Annotated in this window: 16 protein-coding genes; 7 read left to right on the plus strand and 9 right to left on the minus strand. The window is 62.3% G+C overall.

The annotated features are described in order from the left end of the window. Positions 1–219 precede the first annotated feature (219 nt). The 6 genes from mltG to fabD form a co-directional block, all read right to left on the minus strand. Positions 220–1,404: an endolytic transglycosylase MltG gene (gene mltG / locus ACGYLQ_RS06960; protein ID WP_394441472.1), complete on the minus strand. Its 1,185-nt coding sequence runs from the start codon at positions 1,402–1,404 to the stop codon at positions 220–222. After that, the gene (fabF, locus tag ACGYLQ_RS06965; protein WP_394441474.1) at positions 1,405–2,664 is read right to left on the minus strand and encodes a beta-ketoacyl-ACP synthase II; all 1,260 of its coding nucleotides are present in this window, start codon (positions 2,662–2,664) and stop codon (positions 1,405–1,407) included. It abuts the gene before it with no gap. A gap of 142 nt (positions 2,665–2,806) precedes the next feature. Continuing rightward, on the minus strand, positions 2,807–3,340 hold the full coding sequence (locus tag ACGYLQ_RS06970) for a GNAT family N-acetyltransferase (RefSeq protein WP_394441476.1): 534 nt from the start codon (positions 3,338–3,340) through the stop codon (positions 2,807–2,809). Positions 3,341–3,499: 159 nt separating this feature from the next. Beyond that, on the minus strand, positions 3,500–3,733 hold the full coding sequence (locus tag ACGYLQ_RS06975) for an acyl carrier protein (RefSeq protein ID WP_067261852.1): 234 nt from the start codon (positions 3,731–3,733) through the stop codon (positions 3,500–3,502). Positions 3,734–3,935: 202 nt separating this feature from the next. Next, a complete protein-coding gene (fabG, locus tag ACGYLQ_RS06980; RefSeq protein ID WP_209218758.1) occupies positions 3,936–4,673 on the minus strand; it encodes a 3-oxoacyl-ACP reductase FabG in 738 nt (245 codons plus the stop codon). A gap of 68 nt (positions 4,674–4,741) precedes the next feature. After that, positions 4,742–5,674 carry an ACP S-malonyltransferase gene (gene fabD, locus ACGYLQ_RS06985; RefSeq protein WP_394441479.1) on the minus strand — a complete coding sequence of 311 codons (933 nt, stop codon included), beginning with the start codon at positions 5,672–5,674 and terminating at the stop codon, positions 4,742–4,744. A 223-nt stretch (positions 5,675–5,897) separates the two neighbouring features. Here fabD and rpsF point away from each other — a divergent pair, with 223 nt between their 5' ends. The 6 genes from rpsF to ACGYLQ_RS07015 all read left to right on the plus strand — a co-directional run bounded on the left by rpsF (position 5,898) and on the right by ACGYLQ_RS07015 (position 10,242). Next, positions 5,898–6,251 carry a 30S ribosomal protein S6 gene (gene rpsF / locus ACGYLQ_RS06990; RefSeq protein ID WP_067261847.1) on the plus strand — a complete coding sequence of 118 codons (354 nt, stop codon included), beginning with the start codon at positions 5,898–5,900 and terminating at the stop codon, positions 6,249–6,251. 29 nt (positions 6,252–6,280) lie between these two features. Beyond that, positions 6,281–6,508, plus strand: a complete 228-nt coding sequence (gene rpsR, locus ACGYLQ_RS06995) for a 30S ribosomal protein S18 (RefSeq protein ID WP_005852865.1) — start codon at positions 6,281–6,283, stop codon at positions 6,506–6,508. A gap of 11 nt (positions 6,509–6,519) precedes the next feature. Continuing rightward, the gene (gene rplI / locus ACGYLQ_RS07000; RefSeq protein WP_067261846.1) at positions 6,520–7,146 is read left to right on the plus strand and encodes a 50S ribosomal protein L9; all 627 of its coding nucleotides are present in this window, start codon (positions 6,520–6,522) and stop codon (positions 7,144–7,146) included. 161 nt (positions 7,147–7,307) lie between these two features. Next, positions 7,308–7,598, plus strand: a complete 291-nt coding sequence (locus tag ACGYLQ_RS07005; protein WP_394441481.1) for a hypothetical protein — start codon at positions 7,308–7,310, stop codon at positions 7,596–7,598. Between the two features lie 127 nt (positions 7,599–7,725). After that, positions 7,726–8,211 carry a transglycosylase SLT domain-containing protein gene (locus ACGYLQ_RS07010; protein WP_394441484.1) on the plus strand — a complete coding sequence of 162 codons (486 nt, stop codon included), beginning with the start codon at positions 7,726–7,728 and terminating at the stop codon, positions 8,209–8,211. Positions 8,212–8,283: 72 nt separating this feature from the next. After that, positions 8,284–10,242 (plus strand): bifunctional 2',3'-cyclic-nucleotide 2'-phosphodiesterase/3'-nucleotidase, encoded by a 1,959-nt coding sequence (locus ACGYLQ_RS07015; RefSeq protein WP_394441487.1) that lies wholly within the window; start codon positions 8,284–8,286, stop codon positions 10,240–10,242. A 293-nt stretch (positions 10,243–10,535) separates the two neighbouring features. Here ACGYLQ_RS07015 and tig read toward each other — a convergent pair whose 3' ends face one another. The 3 genes from tig to ACGYLQ_RS07030 all read right to left on the minus strand — a co-directional run bounded on the left by tig (position 10,536) and on the right by ACGYLQ_RS07030 (position 13,351). Continuing rightward, on the minus strand, positions 10,536–11,867 hold the full coding sequence (gene tig, locus ACGYLQ_RS07020) for a trigger factor (protein ID WP_067261839.1): 1,332 nt from the start codon (positions 11,865–11,867) through the stop codon (positions 10,536–10,538). A 154-nt stretch (positions 11,868–12,021) separates the two neighbouring features. Then, positions 12,022–12,939, minus strand: a complete 918-nt coding sequence (locus ACGYLQ_RS07025) for a calcium/sodium antiporter (protein WP_394441489.1) — start codon at positions 12,937–12,939, stop codon at positions 12,022–12,024. A gap of 127 nt (positions 12,940–13,066) precedes the next feature. After that, positions 13,067–13,351, minus strand: coding sequence for a DUF2312 domain-containing protein (locus tag ACGYLQ_RS07030; RefSeq protein WP_067261835.1), 285 nt, complete (start codon positions 13,349–13,351; stop codon positions 13,067–13,069). Positions 13,352–13,459: 108 nt separating this feature from the next. On the opposite strand from ACGYLQ_RS07030, the gene ACGYLQ_RS07035 reads away from it, so the two are divergent. Next, a complete protein-coding gene (locus tag ACGYLQ_RS07035) occupies positions 13,460–13,699 on the plus strand; it encodes a hypothetical protein (protein WP_168612596.1) in 240 nt (79 codons plus the stop codon). The last annotated feature ends 49 nt before the right edge of the window (positions 13,700–13,748 follow it).

The following is a 13,748-nucleotide window of genomic DNA, read 5'->3' on the forward strand; positions in this document are numbered from 1 at the left end:
TTTACCTCTTGTTGGTTATCCCCAACCGAGCAGACACAAAAAAACGACCGCCGGGTCACCCCGGGGCCGTTCGCCCATGTCCTCTAGCGTGCCACAAGTCCTACGTCAGACCGTGCGCAAAGTCAAGAAAAACTGCGTTAACAATACCTTACAGCGCCGCGCGGCAAGCTCTCCGCGCAAATAAAAACCCCGCTGTTTCCAGCGGGGTTTTTAGTGGTCTCAGTTTCCGCCGGTTGAGGCATTGCCCGCAGCTTCCGCACCGCGCTCCGCCTCGATCTGACGCCAGCGCGCAACGTTGCGGTTATGCTCGTCCAAGGTTTCCGCAAAAGCGTGCCCCCCGGTGCCATCCGCCACGAAGAAGACGTAGTCCGTCTCCGCCGGTTGCGCTGCGGCCATCAGGCTCGCCCGGCCCGGGTTGGCGATGGGCGTGGGCGGCAGACCGTCGATCACATAGGTGTTCCACGGCGTCTCTGCCCGCAGTTCCGAGCGCCGCAGCCCCCGGCCCAGCACGCCCTTGCCTTCAGTCACCCCGTAGATCACCGTGGGGTCGGTCTGGAGCCGCATGCCTTGGTTCAAACGGTTCACGAAAACGCTCGCCACCTGCTCACGTTCGGCGGCGACACCGGTTTCCTTTTCGATGATCGACGCAAGGATCAGCAGGTCCTCGGGCGTCTCAATCGGCAGATCGGGGTCGCGCGCTTCAAAGGCTTCGGCCAAGAGCACCTCCTGCGCCGCGGCCATCCGTCCGATCACCTCGGCGCGGTCGTCGCCCGGACGCACCTCATAGCTATCGGGCGCGAGGCTGCCCTCTGCCGGAAGCTCCTCAACCTCGCCGGTCAATTGCTCGACCTGCTTGAGCGCTTCGACAACCTGCCAGCTGGTCACCCCTTCGGCCAATGCCACACGAAACCGAGTGTCATTCGCGCTTGAGATTTCGGTATAGGCTTCGGGAGCCTCTTCCTCACCCGGGGTGAATTCCGCGCGTTCGACAAAACGGCTGGTGACCGGGTCCAACTCACGGACCTGCACGCTCACCCGGTTCACGCCCACCCGGTAGACAACCTCAGTGCCGCAGGTGCTGGCCCCGCCTTGGGTCACGATGTCCACGATCCCCTGCATCGACGTGCCGGGCTGAACAAGAAAGCTGCCCGCTTTCAGGCTGCTCGACTTCTCCTCATAATCCGCGCCCATGCGAAAGATCGCAGGCGAGGAAACCGCGCCCTGCTCCTCAAGGTTCTGGCTGACCTGCCGCATGTTCGAGCCGCGCTCGACCTGCACACAGATCGCCTGTTCCAACGGCCCTTCGGAGACATAGGTCGACTTGCCCCAGAGGATGATCCCCCCAAGCAGAAACAGGCCGACCAACAGAAACGTCACGGCGTTAGAGGCGATATGACGCCACATTTAGCTGACTTTCCCGAACAGAACCGATGCGTTGGTGCCGCCGAAACCGAAGGAATTGCTGAGCGCCACATCAATCTTGCGCTCGACCTTCTTGTTCGGCGCCAGATCAATCGGGGTTTCCACCGCCGGATTGTCGAGGTTGATCGTCGGCGGCGCCACCTGATCGCGGATCGCGAGCATGCAGAAGATCGCCTCGATCGCGCCCGCGGCACCCAAAAGGTGCCCGGTCGCGGATTTGGTCGACGACATGGTCACATTGTCCGCCGCATCGCCCATCAGACGCTCGACCGCGCCCAGCTCAATGGTGTCGGCCATGGTCGAAGTGCCATGCGCGTTGATGTAATCGACATCCGCAGGCTCCAGCCCCGCGTTCTTCAGCGCCGCACGCATGGAGCGTTCGCCGCCCTCGCCATCCTCGGAAGGGGCGGTGATGTGATGCGCATCGCCCGACAGACCATAGCCCAGCACTTCGGCGTAGATCTTGGCACCGCGCGCCTTGGCGTGTTCATACTCTTCCAGCACCACGATGCCCGCGCCCTCGCCCATGACAAAACCGTCGCGGTCCACATCATAGGGGCGGCTGGCCTTTTGCGGTTCGTCGCCGCGTTTGGTCGAAAGCGCCTTGCAGGCGTTAAAGCCCGCCATGCCGATCTCACAGATCGCCGCCTCGGCACCGCCTGCGATCATCACATCCGCATCGCCGTATTTGATCAGCCGCGCCGCATCGCCGATGGCATGGGCGCCGGTCGAACAGGCGGTCACGACCGAGTGGTTCGGCCCTTTGAAACCATAGCGGATCGACACCTGACCCGAGATCAGGTTGATCAGCGCGCCCGGCACGAAGAAGGGGCTCACGCGGCGCGGGCCCTTTTCGTGCATCATGACGGCGGTATTGGCGATGGAGTTCAGCCCCCCGATGCCCGAGCCGATCAGAACGCCGGTGCGCTCCTGATCTTCCTGTTCGGTCGGCTTCCAGCCCGAATCCTCAACCGCCTGCTGGGCGGCGGCCATGCCGAAGAGGATGAAGGTATCGACCTTGCGCTGCTCTTTCGGCTCCATGTATTTATTGGCGTCGAAGGTGCCATCGCTGCCATCGCCCAAGGGCACTTCGCAAGCGTATTGAGTCACCAGTTTGCTGGCATCAAAGCCGGTGATCGGCCCGGCCCCGGATTTCCCATCAAGGATCCGTTTCCAGCTTTCTTCCACGCCGTCCGCGAGCGGGGTAACCAAACCCAAACCCGTTACTACAACTCTGCGCATCTCAGTGCCCCTTGCCGATAATGTCTCGGCGAACCTCTTACCCTGCAAAAGCCTGTAGGCACAAGCATATCGGCGGGGGTCCGCAGGCAGAGCGCAAAAATGCCGATGGGTCGAATCTCAGGGCCCGTCGCCCGATTGGGGCTCAGCCCGGCGGGCCGCGCCGGGTCATCAGATGCACCGCACCGCCCGCCGTCTTGACGTCGCGCAGTCCCTGATAGCCAAGCGCCCTCGCGATCCGCAAAGCGGCCTCATTCCCCGCAAAGATCATGCAGACCGTGCGGCCCGTGATCACCCGATCAAACCACTCATGCGCCGCCCGGGCGGCTTCTGCCCCAAGTCGCTGGTCTTGGGCCTGAGGGGCCAAGACCAGCCGCGCCTCGGGGTAAGTGTCGAAATCCTCACCGAAATTGCGGGAGCCGAAAACGAAACCCGTCTGGCCCAACATCTCGCGCTGGCGGTGAAGCTGCACCGCCCACTGCCCAAAGCCGGTGATCTGCCAATGGCCCGCGTTGCGCAGAAAAGCGTCCCATGACTGGCCCTTGGGCCGGGGTTGGTCGAGGATCCGGTCCGCCACATCGGGCATCGCCCAAATCTCGGCATAGCGCTGAAAATCCTCGGCGCGCATGGCGCGCAGGGTCAGTCTAGCGGTGTTGATGGTCGGGATCGTGCGGGACATGGGGTGAATTGCCTTCACGCTTGAAACTTCTTGGCGCAGACATGCGACCTCCGGCTCCAAGGGACAAGCCCGCCCCGTTCAGACAAATAAAAACGGCGTCATTCCGCTAGGAACAACGCCGTTTTCAAAACTCAAATCCGCCGGTTGCCCGGCAAAGCCTTAGGAGGCTTCTTTGATGAACTTGACCGCATCGCCAACGGTCTGGATGTTCTCAGCCGCGTCATCGGGGATCTCGATGCCGAACTCTTCTTCGAACGCCATCACCAGTTCCACGGTGTCGAGGCTGTCTGCGCCGAGATCGTCGATGAACGACGCATTCTCAGTCACTTTGTCCTCTTCCACGCTCAGGTGTTCTACAACGATCTTTTTCACGCGGTCTGCGACGTCGCTCATAATAAGTCCTCATGTCTTCGGGCCATTCAAGGCCCCTTTTGGTTTCCGCCCGCCGATGATCAGCGTTTGGAGGATGCCCCAAAAGGGGCGGCTATTTCCTTGTTCGCACAAGGCGCAGGGGGTGATCAAGCACCCTCCGTTTCGATTCTGCGCCCCCTTTAGCACATGCGCCGGGCTTGGCAAACGCTATTGAGGCGCAGGGTCACAACATGGCCATACCGCCGTTCACATGCAAGGTGGTCCCTGTCACGTAAGCGGCCTCGGGGCTGGAAAGATAGACCACAGCGGCGGCGATCTCATCCGGGTCGCCCATGCGGCCTGCGGGAATTTGCCCCATGATTCCAGACTTTTGCTCATCCGTCAGCTTGTCGGTCATGGCGGTGGTGATGAACCCCGGGGCCACGGCGTTCACGGTGATCCCGCGGCTTGCCACCTCATAGGCCAGCGACTTGGACATGCCCACGACACCCGCCTTTGAGGCCGCGTAATTCGCCTGACCGGGGTTACCCGTGGCGCCCACCACGCTGGAGATATTGATGATCCGGCCCCAACGCGCCTTCATCATGCCGCGCATCACCCCTTTGCAGAGCTTGAAGGTCGCGGTGAGGTTCACGTTCAGCACCGAATTCCATTCGTCATCCGACATGCGCATGAAAAGATTGTCGCGGGTGATGCCCGCATTGTTCACCAGAATATCGACCGAGCCCATGGCCTCTGCCGCCTGTTTCGGCAGCGCGTCGACCGCCTCCATATCGCTGAGGTTGCACGGCAGCACATGGGCGCGTTCGCCCAACTCGGCCTTCAGCGCCTCAAGCGGTTCGGTCCGCGTGCCCGACAGGCCAACGGTAGCCCCTTGGGCGTGCAGCTTGCGCGCGATATCCGCGCCGATGCCGCCCGAAGCGCCGGTGATCAGGGCATTCTTTCCTGTAAGATCGAACATGTCTCTTCCTTTATTCTCTTAAAGGGCGCGAGGCCCCGACGCGGCGGAAATGCCGCCTATTTCATGCCTCAGGCGTCAGACGTGGCCTTTACCTCATCCGGCGTGCCGATGCTGCGGGTAGCCACGCTCTTGTCGATGCGCCGGATCATGCCCGAAAGCGCCTTGCCCGCGCCGATCTCCCACGCCTCGGTCACGCCCTGCGCGGCCATCCACTCGACCGAGGAACGCCAGCGCACGCGGCCTGTGACCTGTTCAACCAGCAACTCGCGAATGCGGGCGGCCTCCGTCACCGCCTCGGCGGTGACATTGGCCACCAGCGGCACGGCGGGATCGTTGAAGGTCACCTCGCCCAGTGCTTTCGCCATCTCTTCCGCAGCCGGCCTCATCAGCAGGCAATGGAAAGGGGCGGAGACGGGCAGCAGCAGCGCGCGCTTGGCCCCGGCCTCTTTCGCCATGGCAACGGCCCGCTCTACCGCGGCCTTCTCGCCCGAAAGCACGTTCTGGCTCGGGTCGTTTTCATTGGCGACCTGACAGACGGCCCCTTCGGCAGCGGCTTCGGCCAGTTTCTCGGTCTCTTCGATGCCGAGGCCGAGAATCGCTGCCATGGCGCCCTCGCCCACCGGCACGGCGGCCTGCATGGCTTTGCCGCGGATGCGCAGCAGCCGCGCGGTGTCAACCAGCGACAGCGCGCCGGCAGCACAGAGTGCGGAATATTCACCAAGGCTGTGCCCCGCCACGAAAGCTGCCTTCTCTACACTAACACCCTCGGCCTTCAACGCGGCCATGGCAGCCATTGAGGTCGCCATCAGCGCGGGCTGGGCGTTCTCGGTCAGGGTCAGCGTCTCGATGTCGCCCTCCCAGATCAGCTCCGACAGTTTCTCGCCCAAGGCCGCATCGACCTCGTCGAAAACGGCGCGGGCTTCGGGGTAGGCTTCGGCCAGATCGCGGCCCATGCCGATGGTCTGGGCGCCCTGCCCGGGGAAAACGAATGCGATGCTCATGGTTGCAGCCTCTTATTAGCGATTTCATCCGATGTATCGCGTCCCATGCCGCAAGGGCAAGCCCGTCCCGACCCGCGCGCCCGCGCCGGGGGTTGCCGTGGCCGGGAAACCGTGTATACGGGCGCTTCCTTGCAAAGCATATGAACCGCGCAGACTCTCGTGGTGGGGAGCAAGGATGAACGCCCCGCCTATGAAATGCGCCTTGATACAAATAGGAGTGCACATGCCGCTTTATGAGCATGTTATGATTGCGCGTCAGGACCTGTCCAACACGCAAGCAGAAGGCCTCATCGAACACTTCGGCACCGTTCTCGCGGACAACGACGGCAAGCTCGTCGACAGCGAGTACTGGGGCGTCAAGACGATGGCCTACAAGATCAACAAGAACCGCAAGGGCCACTATGCCTTCCTGCGTTCGGACGCACCCGCGACCGCCGTGCAGGAAATGGAACGCCTGATGCGCCTGCATGATGACGTGATGCGCGTTCTGACCATCAAGGTCGACGAGCATAAGGAACTGCCCTCGGTGCAGATGCAGAAACGCGACGAACGCGACAACCGTCGCGAGCGCCGTTGATCGCCAGCTTGAAGAAGAGGACATAAACCATGGCTGCAAAACCATTTTTCCGCCGTCGCAAAGTCTGCCCCTTCTCGGGCGACAACGCACCTGCGATCGACTACAAGGACACACGTCTGCTGCAACGCTACATCTCTGAGCGTGGCAAGATCGTTCCTTCCCGCATCACCGCCGTATCGGCCAAGAAACAACGCGAGCTGGCCCGTGCCATCAAACGCGCCCGTTTCCTCGCCCTGCTGCCCTACGCCGTCAAGTAAGGAGAGAGCACATGCAAGTTATCCTTCTGGAACGTGTGGCCAAACTGGGCCAGATGGGCGAAGTCGTGGACGTAAAGCCCGGCTATGCCCGCAACTACCTGCTGCCGCAGGGCAAGGCGCTGTCGGCCTCCAAGGCCAACGTCGAAGCCTTTGAGGGCCAGAAAGCCCAGCTCGAAGCACAGAACCTTGAGACCAAGAAAGAAGCCGAGAAACTCGCCGAGAAGCTGAACGGTCAGCAGTTCGTCGTGATTCGCTCCGCTTCCGACGCCGGCGCGCTCTACGGCTCCGTCACCACCCGTGACGCCGCCGAAGCCGCGACTGCCGAAGGTTTCTCGATCGACCGCAAGCAGGTCGTTCTGGGCAACCCGATCAAGGAACTGGGCGTGCATGACGTGCGCATCATCCTGCACCCCGAAGTCGACGCCACAATCGAGCTGAACGTTGCACGTTCGCCCGAAGAGGCCGAGCTTCAGGCATCGGGCAAATCGATTCAGGAACTGGCCGCCGAAGAGGAAGCCGCCGCTGAATTCGAGATCTCCGAACTCTTCGACGACATCGGCTCTGCCGCTGACGAAGACGGCGACTCGGACGTGGTGCGCACCCCCGAGGGCGACGCACAGGACGACAGCAACAGCTGATCCGGCCTGTTCGATCTGACATGAAACGCCGCGCGGTCCTCCGCGCGGCGTTTTCTTTTGCGCATGCCTTCCAACCGCCCCGCACGCGCCTCTGACGCAAACCCCTGCAAAAACAGCGCGATTTATGCTATGATACCTCCATCCAGCATGGAGGATGACACATGCGCTACATCACCATCACCACTTGGGAACTTGCCGACGGGGCGGATTACGACGTGGCCCTGCGCGCCATCGAAAAAAAGCGCCTGCCCGCCCTAAAGGGCTTTGGCGCCAGCCGCATCACCGTGGTCCGCACCTCTGAGCGCACGAGTGCCGCAATCACCGAATGGCCCGACAGGGCCACGCGCGACGCCGCCGAACTCAAGATCGACGAGGTCCGCCGTTCGGTAAAACGCGAAGATCAGAGCCGCATGACCGGCGAAATGAAAGGCGAAATCGTCGCCGACGTTTAAGCATGGCGAAAAGCCGCGCCTGAGGGTCCAAGGCTTGGGCAAGGGGCCGCGTATCCTGCGCCTCCGCTCTTGCCCGATGGCCCCCTTGGGGCGATCCTCGGAGCGAGATAACAAGCCCCGGTGCATCATGCCTCAGACCACACGCCGCATGCTCCTTTCCCTCATCGCCGCCAGCACGCTCACCGCCTGCAACGCCGCGCCCGAAGTCTCCCCCACGCCGCCGAAGCGCCCCGCCCTGCCGCTGCACCCGAATGAGACGCCCGAGTTGCGGCGCAAGATCAACCACTGGGCCGACGTCTACGACCTGCCGCGCCCATTGGTGCACCGTCTGGCCATCCGCGAAAGCAGCCACAACCCTCGCGCCCGCAACGGCCCCTACTACGGGCTGCTGCAAATTCTCCCCGCCACCGCGCGGTCGATGGGGTTCCAAGGCAAACCTTCCGATCTTTTAGACGCCGATACCAATCTGAAATACGCGCTGAAATATCTGCGCGGCGCCTGGCTCCTGTCGGACGGTGACCATGGCACCGCCATCAAATGGTACGCCCGCGGCTACTATTACGAGGCCAAGCGTCGCGGCATGCTTGTGGAAACCGGCCTACGGGGCGGGTGATTAATTTTCGGGCTTGCGCGGCCTCTCGCTTCGCCTCAGGTAGGTGTTAATCACGTCAAGAAGGAACGCCGCATGACCCTCCGCCTTAACCGCCGTCACTTCCTCGCCGGCACTGCCGGATTGCTGGCCCTCCACCCCTTCTCTCTCCGCGCCGCGGCCAATCAGGCGCATCTGCGGTTGATGGAGACGACTGACCTGCATGTGCATGTCTTTCCTTACGACTATTACGCCGACAAAGAGGTCGACACCGTGGGCCTTGCCCGCACCGCCAGCATCGTCAAATCGATCCGCGCCGAGGCGACCAATACCCTGATGCTCGATAACGGCGACTTTTTGCAGGGCAATCCGATGGGCGATTACATCGCTTATGAGCGCGGCATGAAAGAGGGCGACATGCACCCGGTGATCCAAGCGATGAACACGCTTGGCTATGACGCCTCGACCCTTGGCAATCACGAGTTCAACTACGGGCTTGATTTCCTGATGAAATCCCTCGCCGGGGCCGAGTTCCCGGTGGTCAGCGCCAATGTCGTCAAAAAGATCGGCGCCAAGCCGAGCGACGATGAGACACTGGTCAAACCCTATGTCCTGCTCGACCGGATGCTGACCGATGGCGCAGGTGAGACGCATCCGATCAAGATCGGCATCATCGGCTTCGTTCCGCCCCAGATCATGAGCTGGGACCGCCGCCATCTCGAAGGCAAGGTGCAGGCCCGCGATATCCTCGAGTCCGCCCGCGCATGGGTGCCTCAGATGAAAGAGGCAGGGGCCGACATCATCATCGCGCTGTCGCACTCGGGCATCGGTACGGCCAAGGAAGAGGATATGATGGAGAACGCCTCAGTCCCTCTCGCCGCCGTTGAGGGGATCGACGCCATCATGACCGGACACAGCCACCTCGTCTTCCCCTCGGGCAGCTATGCAGACTATCCGGGCGTGGACGTTAGCGAAGGCACGATCCACGGCAAACCCGCCACCATGGGCGGCTTCTGGGGCAGCCACCTCGGCCTGATCGACCTGATGCTTGAGCGTGACGGCAGCGGCTGGCGCATCGCCAGCCACAGCGCCGAGGCCCGCGCGATTTCGCAGCGCAACGAAGACCGCTCTGTAATGCCGCTGGTGGAAAGCGATGCCGAGGTGCTTGCCTCCGTCCAGCAGGAACACGATGAGACGCTGGCCTATGTTCGCCGCGCCGTGGGCAAGACCGACGCCAATCTGCACAGCTATTTCGCGCTGGTCGCGGATGACCCTTCCGTGCAGGTCGTCTCCAACGCGCAGCGCTGGTATATCGAACAGATGCTGAAGGGGACCGAACATGAGGGGTTGCCGATCCTCTCCGCCGCCGCCCCCTTCAAGGCCGGTGGCCGTGGCGGGCCAGAGTATTACACCGATGTGCCGAAAGGCGATGTAGCGATCAAGAATGTCGCGGACCTCTACCTCTACCCCAACACAGCCCGCGCGGTGCGCGTGACCGGGGCGCAGGTGAAGGATTGGCTTGAGCGGTCAGCGGGGATGTTCAACCAGATCACCCCCGGCAAGGCCAACCAACCGCTGCTGAACCCCGAGTTCCCCAGCTACAATTTCGATGTGATCGACGGGGTGACCTATCAGATCGACCTTAGCCAGCCTTCCAAATTCGGTCCCAAGGGCACCGTGGCAAACCCTGAGGCGAGCCGGATCGTGAACCTTGAGTTCGAAGGGCAACCCCTTGATCCCGAGGCCGAATTCATCATCGCCACCAACAATTACCGCGCCAGCGGCGGCGGGGCTTTCCCCGGCGCGATGGGCGATACCATCGTCTTTGAAGGGCCCGACACCAACCGCGATGTGATCGTGCGCTACATCGTCGAAAAAGGCACCATCAGCCCCCGCGCCGATGGCAACTGGCGCTTCGCGCCGTTGGAGGAAACGAGCGTGATGTTCGAAACCGGGCCAAAGGCGGCGGACTACGTCGATGAGGTGACAGGGGTAGAGATGGAACAGGTCGGCGACACGGAAGACGGCTTCGCGCAGTTCCGGATTACTTTGTGACGTCCCCGATACGTATCAGCATCTGACACTGACACAAAAGGCAGCGCCTTCCCTGGGGGGCGTTGCAACGATGGTGGCCTGCGGTCGCCCCCATCGCATGAGACCGCTGCGAATTTTCGAGACCTTGCAAATCGCCCCCCGGGGTGCCCCCGGGCGGGACCTCGACAGTAGGGTCGGTAATCCTTCACGCCCATCCAGAGTGACAGGCAAAGGCCCCGCTTCTCACACAGCCCAAACGAAACAGGGGCGACGGTTTCCCGTCGCCCCTGCTCCAAAATCCGAACCGGTAAGACTTACTCGTCTTCCAGCTCTTCAACAGCTTTCTGAAGCTCTTCTTTCGAGATTTCTTTCTCGGTCACCTTGGCCTGCTCGACCACGTGATCGACGACCTTGTCCTCGAAGATCGGCGCGCGCATCTGCTGCTGCATCTGCTGGTTCTGCTGCACGAATTCAAAGAACTGACGCTCCTGACCCGGGTACTGACGCGCTTGGTTCATGATCGCTTGGGTCATCTCGGCGTCGGTCACCTGAACGTCGGCTTTCTGGCCCAGCTCGGCCAGCAGCAGGCCCAGACGGACGCGGCGCTCGGCCAATGTCTTGTGCTCGTCTGTCGGCTCGATCTCGGGGTGGTCGTGGCCTTCCACATCGGGGTTTTCCTCGTGCCACAGCTGATGCGCGATCTGCTTGGCTTCGGCATCGACCAGCGACGGCGGCAGGTCAAAGCTGACCTCTTTGTCGAGCGCGTCCAACAGGTTACGCTTCATCACGGCGCGCGATGCACCGGCATATTCCGCTTCCAGACGCTCAGCAATCTGACCTTTCAGCGCGTCGAGATCCTCGGCACCGAATTTCTTGGCCATCTCGTCGTTAACCTCGGCGGCGACGGGCTCTTTCACTTCTTTCACGGTGCAAGCAAAGGTCGCTTCCTTACCGGCCAGATGTGCGGCCTGATACTCTTCGGGGAAGTTCACGACGACGGATTTCTCTTCGCCCGCTTTCACGCCGACCAGTTGCTCTTCGAAGCCGGGGATGAAGGAGTTGGAGCCCAGCACCAGCGGGTAATCTTCCGCCGCGCCGCCTTCGAATTCCTCGCCGTCTACGGAGCCTTTGAAGTCGATCACAACCTGATCGCCATCTTCGGCCTTGGCACCCTCTTCGCGGGCTTTGAAGTCCTGCGCGGTTTCGGCAAGGCTTGCCAGCGCTTCTTCGACAGCCGCATCGTCAGCTTTGACCACCATCTTTTCCAGTTCGATCTTGCTCAGATCAACTTCGGGAATCTCAGGCAGTTTTTCGTAGGACATGGAGACTTCGACGTCGTCGCCTTCTTTCCAGTCCTCATTGGTCATCTTGACCTCGGGCTGCATCGCGGGGCGGTCGCCGGTCTTTTCGAAATGCTCGTTCATGGCGCCGTCGATGCTTTCCTGCATCGCTTCACCCATGATCCGCTGGCCGAACTGCTTTTTCAGCAGCGCCATCGGCACCTTGCCCTTGCGGAAGCCCTTCATCTCGACTTCGGGCTGCGCTTCGGCCAGCTTCTCGTTGACCTTGGCTTCAAGCTCATCGGCGGTGACGGTGATGTTGTAACCGCGTTTCAGACCTTCGTTCAGCGTCTCGTTGACCTGCATGTGTGCTCCATAGGGTAAGGCCGCGCGGCGGGGGCGCGGGCGAAAATTTGTGTCCTTCTATGGGTGTTGAACCGCCTGCGCAAGGGGGTCCGCGGCCCATCGCGCCACATCCGCAGAAATCGCCCCCACCCCCGCCGGACAACCCTGTGCCGGGTTACACCAAAAGCACGGCAACATAGGCCACATAGGCCAGCGCAAAGAGCGCCCCCTGCCCGCGTGTCACGCGCCCGCCAAAGGCGCAGGCGATCAGCGCCACCGTGGCCCCCAGCATCACCCAGATGTCGAGCGTGGCGATCTGCGCAGCCACCCCCACCGGCTGGATCAGCGCGGTGATGCCCAGAACGCCGAGGATGTTGAAGATGTTGGAGCCGACCACGTTGCCCAATGCCACATCGCTCTGTCCGCGCCTTGCGGCGATGACCGATGTGACCAATTCCGGCATGGAGGTGCCCACGGCCACGATGGTCAGGCCGATCACCGCCTCGGACAGCCCCACGGCCTGCGCAAGCGCCACGGCGCCGGTGACCAGAAACCGCGCCGAAAGAATGGTCAGCAAAAGCCCACCCAGCAGCCAGACGAGCGCCAGCCAAAACGGCGCTTGATCCGGCAGCGGCGCCATCGCCTCTGCCCCGCTTCGATCGCTGCGAAAGGTGTAAATCAGATAGGCCGCCAGCCCCACGAGGGCGGCGCCCCCCGCCAGCCGATCCACCTGCCCCAGCAGCACAGTGCCGAGGCAGAGCAGGCTCGCCGCCAGCATGACCGTCCCGTCCCGCGCGAAACTACGTCCGGAGATGGCCACCGGGGCGATCACCGCGGCGAGCCCGAGAATCAGCAGGATATTCGCGATATTCGACCCCACCACATTGCCAAGCGCGATGTCCGGCGCGCCCAGCAAAGCCGCCTGAACCGAGGTCACCAATTCCGGGGCAGAGGTGCCAAAGCCCACCACCGTCAGCCCGATCACCAAGGGCGACAAGCCTACCCTCTGCGCCAGCGCCACGGCGCCGCGCACCAGATACTCACCACCGAGCACGAGCCCCAGCAGACCACCAAGGACAAACAGAATGTTCACGGGAAAAATCTCACCGGCCTCAGACCATCGGGCGCCGCAGAGACCGCGCAGACGCCCGATGCAAATGGGGATGGGCCGGAAGCATTCAAGGCCGCGCGGAAAATTCAGTCCCGCCGCGGCAGGGCGCTCACATGCCCAAGGCTTCTTTGTACATTTCCATCACCGCTTCTTCTTCGGCGATGTCGTCCTTGTCCCGCTTGCGCAGGGCGATCACCTTGCGCAGCACCTTGGTGTCGTAACCGCGCGATTTTGCTTCGGCCATCACCTCTTTTTGCTGTTCGGCAAGGTCTTTCTTCTCGGCGTCCAAACGCTCGATCCGCTCGACGAACTGGCGCAGCTCATTGGCGGTGACCCGGTAGGTCGCATCACCTTGGGATTCGACGACATCGGGATTGGTGCTGGTATCGCTCATGGGAAGTCCTCACGGAATGGCTGGCTCTGGCGGGTTTGACTACAGGCTGCACGCCCAGCCCGCAAGCGGGACTTGCCCCCCTTGGCGGTTTGGCGTAGCTCTGCCGCCATGGAAAGCGCAAACACATCTATTTTCGATCTCATGGTCTGGGGCGGCGCCGGCCTGTCCCTCTTGGGATTGCTCGGTCTGGGCTGGTGCATCATCAAGGTGAGCCGTGCAAAACGCGCGCAGCTCGACGATGAGGAGATGCGCGTGGTGCTGCGCAAAGTCGTGCCACTGAATATGGGCGCGCTGTTTCTCTCCGTGATCGGCCTGATGCTGGTGATCCTCGGGATTTCGCTGGGCTGATCGGCGCGTTTGAACGGCCCGCCCCGGCGGTGCTGGACAGGGCCGCTGC

Origin of the sequence: Sulfitobacter sp. 1A12779 (assembly GCF_043557315.1) — a bacterium.
Classification (GTDB): Bacteria; Pseudomonadota; Alphaproteobacteria; order Rhodobacterales; family Rhodobacteraceae; genus Sulfitobacter; species Sulfitobacter faviae.

Excerpts from the sequence above, each read along its gene's own strand:
- ACGYLQ_RS06970 (WP_394441476.1), bottom strand. The coding sequence starts at position 3,340 with ATGTCCCGCACGATCCCGACCATCAACACCGCTAGACTGACCCTGCGC.
- ACGYLQ_RS07035 (WP_168612596.1), top strand. The coding sequence starts at position 13,460 with ATGGAAAGCGCAAACACATCTATTTTCGATCTCATGGTCTGGGGCGGC.
- ACGYLQ_RS07030 (WP_067261835.1), bottom strand. The coding sequence starts at position 13,351 with ATGAGCGATACCAGCACCAATCCCGATGTCGTCGAATCCCAAGGTGAT.
- rplI (WP_067261846.1), top strand. The coding sequence starts at position 6,520 with ATGCAAGTTATCCTTCTGGAACGTGTGGCCAAACTGGGCCAGATGGGC.
- fabD (WP_394441479.1), bottom strand. The coding sequence starts at position 5,674 with ATGAGCATCGCATTCGTTTTCCCCGGGCAGGGCGCCCAGACCATCGGC.
- ACGYLQ_RS07005 (WP_394441481.1), top strand. The coding sequence starts at position 7,308 with ATGCGCTACATCACCATCACCACTTGGGAACTTGCCGACGGGGCGGAT.
- mltG (WP_394441472.1), bottom strand. The coding sequence starts at position 1,404 with ATGTGGCGTCATATCGCCTCTAACGCCGTGACGTTTCTGTTGGTCGGC.
- fabG (WP_209218758.1), bottom strand. The coding sequence starts at position 4,673 with ATGTTCGATCTTACAGGAAAGAATGCCCTGATCACCGGCGCTTCGGGC.
- ACGYLQ_RS07010 (WP_394441484.1), top strand. The coding sequence starts at position 7,726 with ATGCCTCAGACCACACGCCGCATGCTCCTTTCCCTCATCGCCGCCAGC.
- rpsF (WP_067261847.1), top strand. The coding sequence starts at position 5,898 with ATGCCGCTTTATGAGCATGTTATGATTGCGCGTCAGGACCTGTCCAAC.
- tig (WP_067261839.1), bottom strand. The coding sequence starts at position 11,867 with ATGCAGGTCAACGAGACGCTGAACGAAGGTCTGAAACGCGGTTACAAC.
- ACGYLQ_RS07015 (WP_394441487.1), top strand. The coding sequence starts at position 8,284 with ATGACCCTCCGCCTTAACCGCCGTCACTTCCTCGCCGGCACTGCCGGA.
- ACGYLQ_RS06975 (WP_067261852.1), bottom strand. The coding sequence starts at position 3,733 with ATGAGCGACGTCGCAGACCGCGTGAAAAAGATCGTTGTAGAACACCTG.
- rpsR (WP_005852865.1), top strand. The coding sequence starts at position 6,281 with ATGGCTGCAAAACCATTTTTCCGCCGTCGCAAAGTCTGCCCCTTCTCG.
- fabF (WP_394441474.1), bottom strand. The coding sequence starts at position 2,664 with ATGCGCAGAGTTGTAGTAACGGGTTTGGGTTTGGTTACCCCGCTCGCG.